A 15277-nucleotide genomic window follows, 5' to 3' on the forward strand; every position below is an offset into this window, starting at 1 on the left:
CCCCTCCGCACCACCCGATAACACCTGACCGGCAACCGAAAGGATTTCCTTCATGGCACGCTCCGACGTCCTGGTCACAGCAGACTGGGCCGAGAGCAATCTCGATGCGCCGAAGACCGTCTTCGTCGAGGTCGACGAGGACACCAGCGCCTACGACACCGGGCACATCCCGGGCGCCGTCAAGCTCGACTGGAAGACCGACCTGCAGGATCCCGTTCGGCGTGACTTCGTCGACGCGGCTCAGTTCTCCAAGCTGCTGTCGGAGCGCGGTATCGGCAACGACGACACCGTGGTCCTCTACGGCGGGAACAACAACTGGTTCGCGGCCTACGCCTACTGGTACTTCAAGCTCTACGGCCACCAGGACGTGAAGCTGCTCGACGGCGGCCGCAAGAAGTGGGAGCTCGACGCCCGCCCGCTGTCCACCGATGCGGTGACCCGCCCGGAGACCAGCTACACCGCCAAGGACCCGGACAATTCGATCCGCGCGTTCCGCGACGAGGTGATCGCGGCGATCGGCACCAAGAACCTGGTCGACGTGCGCTCCCCCGATGAGTTCTCCGGCAAGATTCTCGCCCCGGCACACCTGCCGCAGGAGCAGAGCCAACGTCCCGGGCATGTTCCCAGCGCCATCAACGTTCCCTGGAGCAAGGCCGCCAACGAGGACGGCACCTTCAAGTCCGACGAGGACCTGGCCAAGTTGTACGCCGACGCCGGGCTGGACGGTGAGAAGGAGACCATCGCGTACTGCCGTATCGGTGAGCGCTCCTCACACACCTGGTTCGTGCTGCAGGAACTGCTGGGCCACAAGAACGTGAAGAACTACGACGGCAGTTGGACGGAATACGGCTCCCTGGTGGGCGCCCCGATCGAGTTGGGAAGTTGATCATGTGCTCTGCACCGAAACAAGGACAGGCGTTGCCCGCGGGCGTGGACCTGGAGAAGGAAACGGTGATCACCGGCCGCGTCGTCGACGGCTCGGGTCAGCCGGTGGGTGGGGCGTTCGTGCGTCTGCTCGACGGCTCTGACGAGTTCACCGCCGAGGTCGTCGCGTCGGCGACCGGCGACTTCCGCTTCTTCGCCGCGCCGGGCACCTGGACGCTGCGCGCGCTGTCGAAGGTCGGCAACGGCGATGCCACCGTGGCGCCGACGGGCGCGGGGATCCACGAGGTCGACGTCAAGGTCGCGTGACGGAGTCACGCAAACCAGGCGAAGCGTGACGGAGTCACGCAAACCAGGCGAAGCGTGACGGAGTCACGCAAACCAGGCGAAGCGTGACGGAGTCACGCAAACCAGGCGAAGCGTGACGGCGTCACGCAAACCCGCAGGGCCCGGTTTCACGTGCTGTCAATCGTGTGTTCCGTCGCTCTTGCTGGGAAAGTGCTGCGGATTCAGTGGTGGTCAGCGACGATATGGGGACTTCCCGCGCCGTTCGGCGCGGGTTGCCCCAGTCACCGCGCGGCCAGTCGCGCGTAGCGCAAGGACCCGAGAGATGAAGATCACGATCGCCTGGTTGTCCGCATCATTCGGGGCGGTTGCGCTGCTGGGCGCGCCGGCGGCGCTGGCCGCACCCGAGGACGATTTCCTCACCGTCATCTCCGGCGGTGGCATCACCTGGCCGGAGGACAAGACCCAGCAGGTCATCGAGACCGGATACGCCGTCTGCCAGGACTGGGCCAACGGGGCCACGTTCGAGCAGGAGGTCGCCGATCTGACCAGCGTCACCAGTTGGTCGGACTATCAGGCGGGTTACTTCATCGGCGCCGCGACCGGCTCGTTCTGCCCCGAGTACGAGTACAAGGTCAGCTGAGCAGCTGTGCTGACGGGTCGGCGCGGCCGGCGAGGCCGGCAAGGCTGTAGCCGCCGGGAACGGTCAGCTGCGGGCGGCTAGACTTTTCTGCCGTGGTGCTGTTCTTCGAGATTCTGCTGGTCGTGGCGGTCGTGGTGATCACCTGGTTCGCCCTGTACGCGGTGTACCGCCTCATCACCGACGAGTCGTGAGTTCCGGCGACGAGGCGGTCGCCGCAGCCGCGGCACGCGCCAAGGAGACGGCCGCACGCAACATCCCGGCATTCGGTGACCTGCCGCTGCCGCCCGACACCGCCAACCTTCGCGAAGGTGCCGACCTGGACGATGCGCTGCTCGCACTGCTTCCGCTGGTCGGTGTCTGGCGCGGCGAGGGCGAGGGCCGCGGCAAGGACGGCGATTACCGGTTCGGCCAGCAGATCGTCGTCTCGCACGACGGTGGTGACTACCTGAACTGGGAGGCCCGGTCCTGGCGGCTGGACGAGTACGGCGAGTACGACAAGCCCGATCTGCGTGAGACCGGCTTCTGGCGATTCGTCACCGACCCCGCTGATCCGAACGAATCGCAGGCCATCGAGCTGCTGCTGGCCCATTCGGCGGGGTACATCGAGCTGTTCTACGGCCATCCGCTCAATCAGTCCTCGTGGGAACTGGTCACCGATGCGTTGGCCCGCAGCAAGTCGGGGCTGCTCGTCGGTGGCGCCAAACGCCTCTACGGCATCGTCGAGGGCGGCGACCTGGCCTACGTCGAGGAGCGGGTGGACGCCGACGGTGGCCTCGTGCCGCACCTGTCGGCCCGCCTGTCGAGGTTCATCGGCTAGTGCGGCGCATCAGAGTGTTGGCGGTGTTGGCCGCCGCAGCCACCGTGGCCGCTTGTTCGGGTTCGGCCGAACCGGCAGGTGAGCCCGGTTCCGAATCCACGCCGACGTCGGCGGTGCCCAGCGTGGGCCACGGCTCCCTCGCGTATTGCCTGCGCGAGCACGGCGTCTCGGCTGGTCCCGGCCCGATGCCCGGGCCCCCGCCCGGGGTGGACGTCCAGGTGTGGCACGAGGCGATGTCGGAGTGTTCGTCCCTGGCACCGGGTCCCGCGGGCTAGCAGCCCTCTCAGCTCAGCACTTTCTCGGCTCTGTCGGCAGACATGCAGCGCTCGGCTCTGTCGGCAGACATGGAGCGGCCCCCGAGCCGTGGTTCCTCGCCGGACAAGGCTGAGGGGCTCGGGGGCCGGGTGACTGCGGGGAATTCGCCAGCGCGCACAGGTGCGTCGAGCGCTTCCCGGCGCTGCTAGCTCGCAGCCACCTCACATGTCCATAAGTCACTCAATTTGTCGGACCACCTCCTTCCCTGTGTACAGGCGACCGTACCCGCGCTTCGCCACCGCGACAACCGATTTAATCTCTCAGCGATCGTGCAGGATCGCGGCGTCGATCAACGCGGCCATCTCGTCGGCCAGCCGGGCCGGCCGGAGCGGTTTGCCGTCGAGGGTGTGCACCCGCGCCGCCAACGTGATGCTGGACACCAGCCAAACCCCCTCTGCGGCATGGAGATCCGCAGGGGTCAACGCCTGGTAGTCGCAGTCGTAGCCCTTGGTGCGGGCGACCTCGAACAGCGCCTGCTGAGTGGTGCCCCGCAGGATCGGGTACCAGGGCGGCGGCGTGAGCAGGCAGCTGCGGCCCTCCTCCGAGGTCGTGGCGATCACCACGGTGGAGCGGGGCCCCTCGAGGATCTGGCCCTCGGCGCTGACGAACACTACGTCCCCTGCGCCGTGGCGTTCGGCATGGCGCAGCGCGGCCATGTTGACCGCGTAGGACAGCGTCTTGGCGCCGGCGAGCAGCCACGGCATGCTGTCGACTCCGGCCGCGGGCAGTCCCCGCTCGAGCAGCACCGCTGCCAGCCCGTGGCGGCGCACCTGCGCCACCCGGTCGGGTACCGGGCCGATGGTCGCGTAGGAGGTGCCGGTCGGGTCGTGCTCACGACCGCGGCTGTAGACGAGTCTCAGCACGCCTTCACCGCCGCGGTCGGTGAGCCACCGCTCGGTCGCGATCTGCACCGCCGAGCGCCAGCTCGCCAGATCCGGGTCCGGGAGGTCGGCCATCCGGGCGGACTGCGCCAGCCGCGCCAGGTGAGCCTCGAGCAGGCAGGGAGCACCCTGGCGGATCAGCAGCGTCTCGAAGACCCCGTCGCCGCGGACCGCCGCCAGGTCGTCGGCGTGCAGCAGCGGCTGCTGTGGATCGTGCAGACGTCCGTCGAGGGTGACGACGACGCCCGGGGTATCGGCCATGAAGCAATCGTAGAGTTGAGGGATGTCTGCAGTTCCCGCTCCCGACCCCGGACCCGACGCCGGCGCGGTGTGGCATCACGGTGACCCGTTCGGCGAACAACGCGCCGCCGCCGACGGCGCGGTGGTCATCGACCGGTCGCATCGCACAGTGCTGTCGCTGACCGGCCCGGAACGTCAGTCATGGCTGCACAACATCTCCAGTCAGCACGTCAGTGCGCTGCCGGAGGGCTCGGTCACCCAGAACCTGAGCCTGGACGGGCAGGGCCGTGTCGAAGATCACTGGTGGCAGACCGAGCTGGCCGACCAAACCGTTCTCGACACCGAGGCATGGCGTGGTGAGGCCCTGCTCGGCTTCCTGCGCAAGATGATCTTCTGGTCCGACGTGACGGTCGAGCCGGCCGATCTGGCGGTGCTGACGCTGCTCGGTCCGGGGGTTGCCGAACCCGCCGTGCTCGCCGTGCTCGGTGCGACGACGTTGCCGGCAGAGGGCACCGCGGTCGCGCTGCCCGGCGGTGGCTTCGTGCGCCGTATCCCGGGCACCACCCCCGAGCTGGACGTCCTGGTCCCGGCTTCACAGGCCGCGGGCCTGCGCGAACGGCTGGTTGGCGCCGGGGTGCGCCCCGCCGGGGTGTGGGCCTATGAGGCGCATCGCGTCACCGAGCAGCGCCCGCGGCTGGGGGTCGACACCGACGAGCGGACGATTCCGCACGAAGCGGGCTGGATCGGCGGTCCCGGTGTCGGCGCGGTACATCTGGAGAAGGGCTGTTACCGCGGCCAGGAGACCGTGGCACGAGTCCACAACCTGGGCAAACCGCCGCGCATGCTGGTGCTGCTGCACCTCGACGGTGCCGCCGACCGTCCAGCACCCGGCGATCCGCTGCTGGCCGCCGGGCGCCCCGTGGGCCGGTTGGGCACCGTCGTCGACCACGTCGACCAGGGGCTGATCGCGTTGGCCCTGGTCAAGCGTGGCCTGCCGGCGGATACCGAGCTGACCACCGGGGGCGAGTCCGCCGTCGCCGCCGCGATCGACCCGGACTCGGTGCCTCCCGCCGACGCGGTCGGCGCGGGCAGGCTGGCCGTCGAGCGGCTCCGCGGAACACGGTGAGCAGGACCACAGCACTCTGAGCACCCGGGCCTGCCAGCACCACGGCCTCCGGCACGGTAAGGTGTGGACAGGAAAATAAACACACTCAGATCGGAGCCGCCTGTTCATTGGGCCGCTCCGTTATTGCGCGAGGGGGTTCCCCCATGGGCCGCGGCCGGGCAAAGGCAAAGCAGACCAAGGTTGCTCGTGAGCTCAAATACAGCTCACCGCAGACCGATTTCGAGCGGCTTCAGCGCGAGCTGTCAGGCGCTTCCGACGATGACCGTTTCCACGGCAGCGACGGTGCACCCGACGAAGGCTGGGCAGACGAGGACGACTGGCGGCGCTGATCGAGCGCCGGTCGGCGCTTCGTTGTTCAGAATCTGAGTCTGTTCAGAGTCTGGGTTGGTCAGAATCTGGGGTGTTGACCCACGAGCTCTGCGCGTGACCCGTCCTTGCTGCCCTTCATGACGGTTCCGAGGGGCCAACAGTTCAGGTGACGTGCGGTCAGCACGGCCAACGCGCGGTCGGTGTCCTCGGCGGCCACCACGGCGACCATCCCGACGCCCATGTTGAACGTCTTCTCCATCTCCGCACGTTCGATGCGCCCGCGCTGGGCGATCATGCCGAACACCGGTGCAGGCGTCCAGGTGCCCCGGTCCAGCTCGGCCACCAGGCCGTGCGGGATCACCCGCTCGAGGTTGCCGGCCAGCCCGCCTCCGGTGACGTGGCAGAAAGTCCGCACCTGCGTCTCGGCGGCCAGCGCCAGGCAGTCCTTGGTGTAGATGCGGGTGGGCTCGAGCAATTCCTCACCCAGGGTTCTACCGAACTCCTCGACGTGTCCGGCCAGATTCATGTGGTCGATCTCGAGCAGCACGTGGCGGGCCAGCGAGTATCCGTTGGAATGCAGCCCGGTCGAGGCCATCGCGATCAGTACGTCGCCGGGTTTGACCCGGTCAGGCCCCAGCACGTCGTCGGCCTCCACGACGCCGACCCCGGTCGCCGAGATGTCGTAGTGGTCCGGTGCCATCAGTCCGGGGTGTTCGGCGGTCTCCCCACCCAACAGCGCACACCCGGCGAGCACGCAGCCGTCGGCGATTCCGGAGACGATCTCGGCGACCCGTTCTGGCACGGTGCGCCCGACGGCGATGTAGTCCTGCAGGAACAGCGGCTCGGCTCCACACACCACGAGGTCGTCGACGACCATGGCGACCAGGTCGATGCCGACCGTATCGTGCTTGTCCATGGCCTGTGCGACCGCCAGCTTGGTGCCCACGCCGTCCGTTGACGAGGCCAGCAGCGGCTCCCGGTAGTCGCCGCGGAGCGCGAACATGCCCGCGAAGCCGCCCAGGCCGCCGCGCACCTCGGGCCTGGTGGCCTTCTGGGCTAGCGGCTTGAAGAGTTCGACGGCGCGGTCACCGGCTTCGATGTCCACTCCTGCCGACGCATAGGAAATGCCGTGTTGTTCGGCGCGCTCGGTCATCGAGACAAAGGTTACCGTTCGGCGACTGCGGCCGGTATGCGCCGGTCGTCAGCCGACGTGACGGGCCAGCCATTCGTTGAGCGGCGCGGCCGCGCGCAGCGCGGTGACCACGCGATCCTTGGCCTTCCGGGTGCCCAGCCACGCACCGACGGGCCACGATTTCATCATCGCGAGGCCTTTGTGGCGCAGCAGCTCGATGCGCGGATGATCCTTGGGAAAGCCGCGGGGCGCTGTCTTGAGGACCTCGTGCGCCATCGTCTGATAGCCGGCCCGGTGCAGATCGGCGACGATGGACGCCAGCTCGGTTCCGGTGTCGTCGGCGTCCACGGCGGCGCGGAAGCGCGCCAACGCCGCCGGCTCGGGCATGTACAGCCCGCTGCCCACCGACAGGCCGTCGGCGGAGAACGCCACGTACCCCTTGCCGAGGGTGGCCGCGCAGGTGGTCTTGTAGGGCGTCTTGTCGGCGCTGAACCGCACGTCGCGATAGGGCCGGAACAGTTTGCCCTCGCCGAACTCGTCGGCCAGCTCGGCCAGCAGCTCTTCCATCGGCGCCTTGACCTGCTGTTCGTAGACCGCCTTGTGCTCCTGCCAGTACACCTTCGAGTTGTCGGCCTCGAGGCCCTCGTAGAACTCGACGGCTTCGATCGGCCATCCCCGGAACGCCATACCGATCATTGTGAGGTTCCGGCGCGGTTAGTCGGGTGGGGTTGCGGGCAATCCAGGTCCGCATCGGCAACGAAAGCCTCTACAGAGCATCTCGGCGACATCGACGGACGGAGCGGTAGTGACGGCTCAACTTCAGTGCCTGGTGACGGGCGCGACCGGCTACATCGGGGGCCGCCTGGTGCCCGAACTGCTCCGCCGCGGCCACAAGGTCCGGGCGATGGCGCGCAAACCCGCCAAACTCGACCGTGCCGACTGGCGCGACCAGGTCGAGGTGGTGCGCGGGGATCTGACCGAACCCGAATCCTTGACCGCGGCGTTCCAGGGCATGGACGTCGTCTACTACCTGGTCCATTCGATGGGCACCTCGCGCGACTTCGTCGCCGAGGAGAGGCGTTCGGCGCAGAACGTGGCCGCCGCCGCCAAGGAGGCCGGAGTGCGCCGGGTGGTGTACCTCAGCGGGCTGCATCCGCCCGGCACATCTCTGTCGCGGCACCTCGCCTCGCGGGTCGAGGTCGGCGAGATCCTGATGGAATCGTCCGTGGAAACGGTCGTGCTGCAGGCCGGCATCGTCATCGGGTCGGGTTCGGCGTCGTTCGAGATGGTCCGTCACCTGACCGACCGGCTCCCGGTGATGACCACCCCGAAGTGGGTGCACAACATGATCCAGCCGATCGCCGTCGGCGACGTCCTGTACTACCTCGCCGAGGCGGCCACCGCGCAGGTGCCCGAGTCCCGCACCTGGGACATCGGCGGGCCGGACGCGATGGAGTACGGCGACGCGATGCAGGGATACGCCGACGTGGCCGGGCTCCGGCGGCGCGTGATGGTGGTGCTGCCCTTCCTGACGCCGACGATCGCGAGTTGGTGGGTGGGCCTGGTCACCCCGATCCCTTCGGGGCTGGCCCGTCCGCTGGTCGAATCGCTCGAATGCGACGCGGTGTGCCATGAGCACGACATCGACACCGTGATCCCGCGACCGCCGGGTGGTCTGACCGGCTATCTCGATTCGGTGCGCCAGGCGCTGAGCTCGGAGGGCTCCGGCGGCGACGGCGGTCGACGGCACCTGCTGCGGTTCAGTCCCACTGCACCTGAATGAGGGCCGGCTCTGGGTCGATGACGCCGCTAGGGCCGGCGCTGGGTCGATGACGCCGCTAGGGCCGGCGTAGTGCCGACGCGTTGTCGTTCTGGGCCTGGATCGGCACCCCGGTGCGTGCCGCGGTGGCCAGCATGTGCTCGATGACGTTCTTCCCCAGCGCGGTCTCGCCGGGCAGCTCGATCGGGTAGTTGCCGTCGAAGCAGGCCGAGCACAACCGGGATGCCGGCTGCTCGGTCGCGGCGATCATGCCCTGCTGGGAGATGTAGCTCAGTGAGTCGGCGCCGATGGCGTGCCGAACCGCTTCGAGCGTCTCGACCTCGTCGGAGTCCGCGTTGCCGGCGTTGGCGATGAGCTCCGCCGGGGTGGCGAAGTCGATGCCGTAGAAGCACGGCCACTTGACCGGCGGTGAGGCGATCCGCACATGCACCTCGACCGCACCGGCCTCGCGCAGCATGCGGATCAGCGCGCGCTGGGTGTTGCCGCGCACGATCGAATCGTCGACCACGATCAGTCGCTTGCCGCGGATCACCTCGCGCAGCGGGTTGAGCTTGAGCCGGATACCGAGCTGGCGGATCGTCTGTGACGGCTGGATGAAGGTCCGGCCGACGTAGGCGTTCTTCATCAGACCCTGGCCGTAGGGGATGCCGGATTCCTGCGCGTAACCCACTGCCGCCGGGGTCCCAGACTCGGGCACTCCGATCACCAGATCGGCGTCGACGGGCTTCTCCCGCGCCAGCCGCCTGCCGATGTCGACCCGGGTGCCGTGCACGGAGCGTCCGGCCAGCGTGCTGTCGGGGCGGGCGAGGTACACGTACTCGAACACACAGTTCTTGGGTGACGGGGGCGCGAAGCGGGTGGAGCGGACCCCGTCGGCGTCGATGGCCAGTAGCTCACCCGGTTCGATGTCCCGCACGAACGAGGCGCCGACGATGTCGAGTGCGGCGGTTTCGGAGGCCACCACCCAGCCGCGGTCCAGCCGGCCCAGCGCCAGCGGCCGCACCCCGTACGGGTCGCGGGCGGCATACAGGGTGTTTTCGTCCATGAACGTCAGGCAGAACGCGCCGCGCACCGTCGGCAGCAACTCCAGCGCGGCCTGCTCCAGCGACGAGTCCGCGGCGCCGTGGGCGAGCAACGCGCCCAGGATGTCCGAATCGGTGGTGGCGGTGGCGGCCCCGCGGCTGCCCATCAGCCCCTCTTCGCGGGCCCGGGCGGCCAACTCGGTGGTGTTGACCAGATTGCCGTTGTGGCCGAGCGCCACCCCGGTGCCCGCCGCGGTGTTGCGGAACACCGGCTGGGCGTTCTCCCACGTGGTGGATCCGGTGGTGGAGTACCGGCAGTGCCCGACGGCGACGTGCCCGTGCATGGCGGCCAAGGTCTGCTCGTCGAAGACCTGGCTGACCAGACCCAGATCCTTGAACACCAGGACCTGCGAACCGTCGGCGACCGCGATGCCCGCCGCTTCCTGCCCGCGGTGTTGCAGCGCATAGAGCCCGTAATAGGTGAGCTTCGCCACTTCCTCGCCGGGCGCCCAGACCCCGAAGACGCCGCATTCTTCTCTGGGCTCGTTGTCTACCTGCTCGGCGTGCTCAGCGGCCTCAGTCAACAGTGCTCCCTGGGGGCGGTGGGTGACGGGACCCAGTCTACGGTGAACAGCTGGAAAACGCGGAATCGACGGGTCGCGATTCCCGGAGTCGGATCCGGACTGCAGCCGGACTCCGTTGGCGGGATGTTGTTTTCGTCACTCACTCGGGCAGGCGGACCAGCGGCAGCGACGCCGCGATCTCGGTGGCTCGGGATCCCGACAGACTCAGCCGACCCGCGGCGCCGGCATCGGACACCGTCAGCAGGCCGGTGGCGAGCCGCAGCCAGGTGCGGGGATCGGTTTCGACCACGTTCGGCGGATTGCCCCGGGTGTGCCGAGGACCCTCGATGCACTGCACTGCCACGAACGGCGGGATACGGACTTCGACGGCGGCGCCCGGCGCCAGGGCCGCCAGGGTCCTGGCCGTGAGACGGACGGCGTCGGCGAGTTGCGCGCGGTCGGGGGCCGCGGCGGTGTCATCGCGCAGCCAGTCCGCCAGCGCAGCCACCGCGGCGCGAGTGGCGGCGGGGTCGACGTTACGAGGCACAGCCACAATCTAGGGAATTGGTCTCACGCGCGACCGCGACGGCGCTGAACTGCCAGCGCAGCAACCGCTCCGGCCTCGTTGACCGCCAGATGGGCCAGCATCGGCGCGGCGACGCTGGTGGACCTGCCGAACAGCCACCCGAAGATCCAGCCGGCCGTGCCGGTGGCCAGGACCGTGAGGATCACCGGCTGCCCGGTGGCCCGCGCGTCAGGTACGTGCGACAGCCCGAACGCGGCCGCAGCGAAGACACGGCCAGCGGGTTTGCCGAACACGTGGGCGGCCAGGATGCTCAGGCTCGCCCGGTACGCCACTTCTTCGGACCACACGGTGCCAACCGGGATGCGCACCAGCAGCCAGTGGCTGACCGGAGTCGGCAGCTTCTGCACCGCCATGCCCTCGCGCACGGCGGGGATCGCGGTGCCGACCGCGACCGCGAGCACCACCGGCGCCGCCGCCGAGGCGCCCCAGCGCAACCCCGACCACAACGCAGGCGGCCGCAGACCCAAGGGCGATGCACCGCTGAGCGCCCACACCGTGGTGCCGAACACCACGTGGGGCAGCGGATGCCAACGCGCCGGAATCCGCGCCGTCACGAACTTCCACCCGATCAGCGCAGCGGTCAGGGCACCCACACCCACCCATTGCCGCGTCATTCGCCGCCGATCATTCGCTGCTGCCGACGGGTTCGGTCGCGTCGAGTGCGGTGCGGATCCGCTCGGTGTCCGAGCGACTCCACCCGTCGGGCGCCGCGACGCCCGCCCATCCGTCGACGATGAAGTCGCCGTAGTTGTGGCCGTGTCCGCCGGGGACCGACACCGCGTTCGTCAGGTCGGCGGCGACCTGCCAGAACGTGACGATCGGGTACCACCGCATGGAGGCGGTGCGGTCCCGGCCCGCCGGCTCGGACAGCCAGTCGGGACGGGTGAACAGCAGGTCCTGCGACCACCAGACGATCGGATCGGAGGCGTGCTGCAGGAACAGCACGCGGGTGCCCTCCCAGGGTGGTGCGGTGTCCGCCGCGATCGCGCCCGCATCGTTGCCCTGCGAGAACCGCACGGTGCGACCGTCGTCGTAGCGGGGTTCGACCTCCGGCGTGCCCGGGTCGCGGCGCACCGTCAAGCCGTGCCACAGCGGGCTGGCGTTGGGCGGCCCCACCCACAGCACCGACGAGAAACCCATCCGGGAGATGTCGGGCAACCAGTCGAACGCGCCCTGCCCAGCCATCGATCCCAGGCTTTCGCCGTAGAGCAACAGCTTCGGGCGCTCGTCCTCGGGCAGCTGCACCCACCGGTCGTGGATGGCGTCGATCATCATCCGGCCCGCCTCCATCGACTTCTGTTGATGGGCGAGGAAAGAGATCCAGCTCGGTAGATACGAGTACTGCGAACCGACGATGGCGGTGTCGCCGTTGTACATCATCTCGATCGCAGCGGCGGCGGTCGGGTTGATCCAACCGGTACCGGTGGTCGGCACGATGACGAGGACCTCCCGCTCGAACGCGCCGGTCCGCTCGAGTTCGCTCAGCAACACCGCCATGCGCGCTTCGTCGGACTCGGCGGTCTGCAACCCGGCGTAGACGCGGATGGGCTCGGTGGCCGGGGCGCCGTTGAGCCGGGTCAGCTCGTCGGCGTGCGGCCCGGTGGCCACGAACGTGCGCCCCTGGTAGCCCAGTGTGTCCCATGGCGCGAAAGACTCTGGGCTGCCTGACCTTTCGGCCTCCTGCGGTTGGACCACCCCGGCCTCGGTGGTGGCGTTCTGCGGCTGGAAGATGCGGTTGGCCCCGGCCAGGAAGCCCCGCAGCAGCACACCGTTGACCAACGTGATGACCAGCACCACGACGATGGCCGTGCCGATGAACAGCGCCAACTCGTCGCTGAGACGCCAGCGCCGGATGAAGAACCGCGCCATCGTCTTGATCAGGTCCAGCAGCAGCCGGGCTCCGGCGACACAGAGGGCACCGACGGCCGCCGCGATCACCAGCGTGCGCAGATAGCTGAGCGTTCCCGGCCCCTGCATTCCCATCAGCGTCGACACCTGGCGCTGCCACGCGGCGGCGGGGATCACCATCAGCACGCAGGCTCCGACCGCCACGATCACCGTGGCCGCCTTGGCCGTTGCCGCGACGCGTGGCGGCGGTCGCCGCCAGCCGCGGCCGGCGATCAGGAATCGGCGGAACATCTTGACGACGAACACGCCGATGCCGTAGCCGATCGCGGCGTTGATGCCGCCGATGAGCCCGGCGAACAGCCAGTCGCGGGGCAGCAGGGACGGGGTGAGCGAAAGGCAGAAGAACAGCGCCGCGAACGCGATCCCGGTGAAATCCAGCCGCAGCAGCCGCCACGCCCACAGCAAGGCGGGGTGCTTGTCGGTCCGGTCGCGCTCCAGGACTGCCGTCACTCGACCAACCCGGTTACCCGAACAATCCGGGCAGCACGCCTTCCCACGTCCGCCGCAACTCAGCCAGGGTCACCGTGAACAGGTCCTGCACCTCGATCACCGGCTCGGCGGTTTCGGGGCCCTGGTCGACCACGCCCACACGGTTCGCGGGCAGCCCCCGCGCCTCGCACATCGCCGTGAACCGGCTCTCCTCGGTGCGCGGCACCGCGACCAGCACCCGTCCCGACGACTCGGAGAAAAGTGTGACGAACGGGTCCCACCCCTCGGGAAGCACCAGCCGGCAACCGGTTTCACCGGCCAGGGCCGCTTCGACCACGGCCTGCATCAGGCCGCCTTCGGACAGATCGTGCGCGGCCGAGACGAGCCCGTCGCGCGACGCGGCGGTCAGCACATCGGCCAGCAGCCGCTCGCGTTCGAGGTCGACCGCCGGCGGGCGGCCGCCCAGGTGATCCGCGGTGACCTGCGCCCAGATCGAGCCGTCGAACTCGTCGCGGGTGTCACCGAGCAGGATCAGCGTCTCCCCCGGCTCGTTGCCCAGCCCGGTGGGGATACGGCGGGTGACGTCGTCGATCACGCCGAGCACACCGACCACCGGGGTGGGCAGGATCGCGGTGGTCCCGGTCTGGTTGTAGAAACTGACGTTGCCCCCGGTGACCGGGATGCCCAGCGTCGCGGCGCCGTCGGCAAGCCCCCGCACCGCATGGGAGAACTGCCACATCACGCCCGGATCCTCCGGGGACCCGAAGTTCAGACAGTTGGTCACCGCGATCGGCGTGGCACCGGTGACCGCGACGTTGCGGTAGGCCTCGGCCAGCGCGAGCTGGGCGCCGGTGTAGGGGTCGAGCTTGGTGTAGCGGCCCGAGGCGTCGGTCGAGATCGCGATGCCGCGGCCGGTCTTCTCGTCGACGCGCAGCACGCCGCCGTCGGCGTGCTCGGCGAGCACCGTGTTGCCACGCACGTACCGGTCGTACTGCTCGGTGATGAAGGCCCGGCTGCACAGGTGCGGGCTGCCGATCATGGCCAGCAGCGTGGCCCGCAGCTCGTCGCCCGTGCCGGGCCGGGGCAGCGACGCCGACGTGTCGGCGTTGAGCGCGTCCTGGGAGTCCGGCCGTTCGACGGGCCGCTCGTAGACGGGTCCCTCATGCGCGACGGTGCGCGGCGGCACGTCCACGACCGTCTCACCGTGCCAGGTGATTTCGAGCCGGTCACCGTCGGTGACCTCACCGATCACCGTGGCCAGCACGTCCCATTTGCGGCAGACCGCGAGGAAGGCGTCGACGTTGTCCGGTGTCACCACCGCGCACATGCGCTCCTGCGATTCGCTGGACAGGACCTCCGCGGGGGTCATGTTGGCCGCGCGCAACGGCACCCGGTCCAGCTCGACCCTCATACCACCGTCTCCGGCGGAGGCGAGTTCCGATGTGGCACAAGATAATCCAGCGCCACCCAGGTCCTGGATGCCGACCACGAGGTCGTTGGCGTAGAGCTCGAGGCAGCACTCGATGAGAACCTTCTCGGTGAACGGATCACCGACCTGCACGCTCGGCAGCTTCTTGCGCCCCGGGGAACCGGACTCGTCGCCCCCGAACGTCTCCGACGCCAGCACCGACACCCCACCGATGCCGTCGAGGCCGGTGCGCGCACCGAACAGGATGATCTTGTTGCCCGCACCGGACGCGAACGCCAGCTTGAGGTCCTCGGTCCGCAACACCCCGACACACAGTGCGTTGACCAGCGGGTTGCCGGCGTAGCAGGCGTCGAAGACCGTCTCGCCGCCGATGTTGGGCAGCCCCAGCGAGTTGCCGTAACCACCGACGCCGCGCACGACCCCGTCGACGACGCGGCGGGTGTCGGGGGCATCGGCGGCGCCGAAGCGCAGCTGGTCCATCACCGCGACCGGGCGCGCGCCCATCGCCATGATGTCGCGGACGATCCCGCCGACCCCGGTGGCCGCACCCTGGTACGGCTCGATGTAGGAGGGGTGGTTGTGCGATTCCACCTTGAAGGTGGCCGCCCACCCGTCGCCGATGTCGACCACGCCAGCGTTCTCACCGATGCCGGCGAGCATCGCCGAGCGCATCGCCTCGGTGGTGGTCTCGCCGAAATAGCGCAGGTGCACCTTCGAGGACTTGTAGGAGCAGTGTTCGCTCCACATCACCGAATACATCGCGAGTTCGGCGTCGGTGGGGCGACGCCCGAGGATCTGGCGGATCCGTTCGTACTCGTCGTCCTTGAGCCCGAGCTCACGGAAGGGCTGAGGCTGGTCAGGTGTGGCGGCGGCCCGTTCGACGGTATCCACCTCTTGGGTCAACCCAGACGTCACCGAGACAGTCTAGCC

Annotated in this window: 16 protein-coding genes; 8 read left to right on the plus strand and 8 right to left on the minus strand. The window is 69.0% G+C overall.

Annotated elements, in window-relative coordinates; translation table 11 throughout:
- Positions 1 to 52 precede the first annotated feature (52 nt).
- From J3476_RS00095 to J3476_RS00115, 5 genes are all read left to right on the plus strand, one after another.
- Entirely contained in the window at positions 53 to 886 is an 834-nt protein-coding gene (locus tag J3476_RS00095; RefSeq protein ID WP_207064605.1) for a sulfurtransferase, read from the plus strand.
- A 2-nt stretch (positions 887 to 888) separates the two neighbouring features.
- The gene (locus tag J3476_RS00100; protein ID WP_152518725.1) at positions 889 to 1191 is read left to right on the plus strand and encodes a DUF1416 domain-containing protein; all 303 of its coding nucleotides are present in this window, start codon (positions 889 to 891) and stop codon (positions 1189 to 1191) included.
- A 301-nt stretch (positions 1192 to 1492) separates the two neighbouring features.
- Positions 1493 to 1810, plus strand: a complete 318-nt coding sequence (locus tag J3476_RS00105; protein WP_152518726.1) for a DUF732 domain-containing protein — start codon at positions 1493 to 1495, stop codon at positions 1808 to 1810.
- A 187-nt stretch (positions 1811 to 1997) separates the two neighbouring features.
- Entirely contained in the window at positions 1998 to 2627 is a 630-nt protein-coding gene (locus J3476_RS00110; protein ID WP_152518728.1) for an FABP family protein, read from the plus strand.
- On the plus strand, positions 2627 to 2902 hold the full coding sequence (locus J3476_RS00115) for a hypothetical protein (RefSeq protein WP_207064606.1): 276 nt from the start codon (positions 2627 to 2629) through the stop codon (positions 2900 to 2902). The genes J3476_RS00110 and J3476_RS00115 overlap by 1 nt, the downstream gene beginning before the upstream one ends.
- Positions 2903 to 3202: 300 nt before the next feature.
- Here the strand turns inward: J3476_RS00115 and J3476_RS00120 are convergent, their stop codons facing one another.
- On the minus strand, positions 3203 to 4084 hold the full coding sequence (locus tag J3476_RS00120; protein ID WP_207064607.1) for an aminodeoxychorismate lyase: 882 nt from the start codon (positions 4082 to 4084) through the stop codon (positions 3203 to 3205).
- A gap of 22 nt (positions 4085 to 4106) precedes the next feature.
- Here J3476_RS00120 and J3476_RS00125 point away from each other — a divergent pair, with 22 nt between their 5' ends.
- The gene (locus tag J3476_RS00125) at positions 4107 to 5189 is read left to right on the plus strand and encodes a folate-binding protein YgfZ (RefSeq protein ID WP_207064608.1); all 1083 of its coding nucleotides are present in this window, start codon (positions 4107 to 4109) and stop codon (positions 5187 to 5189) included.
- Positions 5190 to 5332: 143 nt separating this feature from the next.
- On the plus strand, positions 5333 to 5518 hold the full coding sequence (locus tag J3476_RS00130; RefSeq protein ID WP_207064609.1) for a DUF3073 domain-containing protein: 186 nt from the start codon (positions 5333 to 5335) through the stop codon (positions 5516 to 5518).
- A 59-nt stretch (positions 5519 to 5577) separates the two neighbouring features.
- Here the strand turns inward: J3476_RS00130 and purM are convergent, their stop codons facing one another.
- A complete protein-coding gene (purM, locus tag J3476_RS00135; protein WP_152518733.1) occupies positions 5578 to 6651 on the minus strand; it encodes a phosphoribosylformylglycinamidine cyclo-ligase in 1074 nt (357 codons plus the stop codon).
- A gap of 48 nt (positions 6652 to 6699) precedes the next feature.
- Positions 6700 to 7317: a DUF2461 domain-containing protein gene (locus tag J3476_RS00140; RefSeq protein ID WP_207064610.1), complete on the minus strand. Its 618-nt coding sequence runs from the start codon at positions 7315 to 7317 to the stop codon at positions 6700 to 6702.
- 118 nt (positions 7318 to 7435) lie between these two features.
- Between J3476_RS00140 and J3476_RS00145 the strand changes: the two genes are divergently transcribed.
- On the plus strand, positions 7436 to 8413 hold the full coding sequence (locus J3476_RS00145; protein ID WP_207064611.1) for an NAD(P)H-binding protein: 978 nt from the start codon (positions 7436 to 7438) through the stop codon (positions 8411 to 8413).
- 55 nt (positions 8414 to 8468) lie between these two features.
- On the opposite strand, the gene purF is transcribed toward J3476_RS00145, so the two are convergent.
- The 5 genes from purF to purL all read right to left on the minus strand — a co-directional run bounded on the left by purF (position 8469) and on the right by purL (position 15238).
- Positions 8469 to 10016 carry an amidophosphoribosyltransferase gene (gene purF / locus J3476_RS00150; protein WP_207064612.1) on the minus strand — a complete coding sequence of 516 codons (1548 nt, stop codon included), beginning with the start codon at positions 10014 to 10016 and terminating at the stop codon, positions 8469 to 8471.
- 139 nt (positions 10017 to 10155) lie between these two features.
- Positions 10156 to 10548: a sterol carrier family protein gene (locus tag J3476_RS00155; protein ID WP_207064613.1), complete on the minus strand. Its 393-nt coding sequence runs from the start codon at positions 10546 to 10548 to the stop codon at positions 10156 to 10158.
- A 17-nt stretch (positions 10549 to 10565) separates the two neighbouring features.
- The gene (locus tag J3476_RS00160; protein WP_207064614.1) at positions 10566 to 11195 is read right to left on the minus strand and encodes a CPBP family intramembrane glutamic endopeptidase; all 630 of its coding nucleotides are present in this window, start codon (positions 11193 to 11195) and stop codon (positions 10566 to 10568) included.
- A 10-nt stretch (positions 11196 to 11205) separates the two neighbouring features.
- Positions 11206 to 12927, minus strand: coding sequence for an alpha/beta hydrolase (locus J3476_RS00165; protein WP_373889005.1), 1722 nt, complete (start codon positions 12925 to 12927; stop codon positions 11206 to 11208).
- Between the two features lie 25 nt (positions 12928 to 12952).
- Positions 12953 to 15238: a phosphoribosylformylglycinamidine synthase subunit PurL gene (gene purL, locus J3476_RS00170; protein ID WP_207064679.1), complete on the minus strand. Its 2286-nt coding sequence runs from the start codon at positions 15236 to 15238 to the stop codon at positions 12953 to 12955.
- Between the last annotated feature and the right edge of the window lie 39 nt (positions 15239 to 15277).

This window comes from Mycobacterium sp. PO1 (assembly GCF_017312405.1).
Lineage (GTDB): Bacteria > Actinomycetota > Actinomycetes > Mycobacteriales > Mycobacteriaceae > Mycobacterium.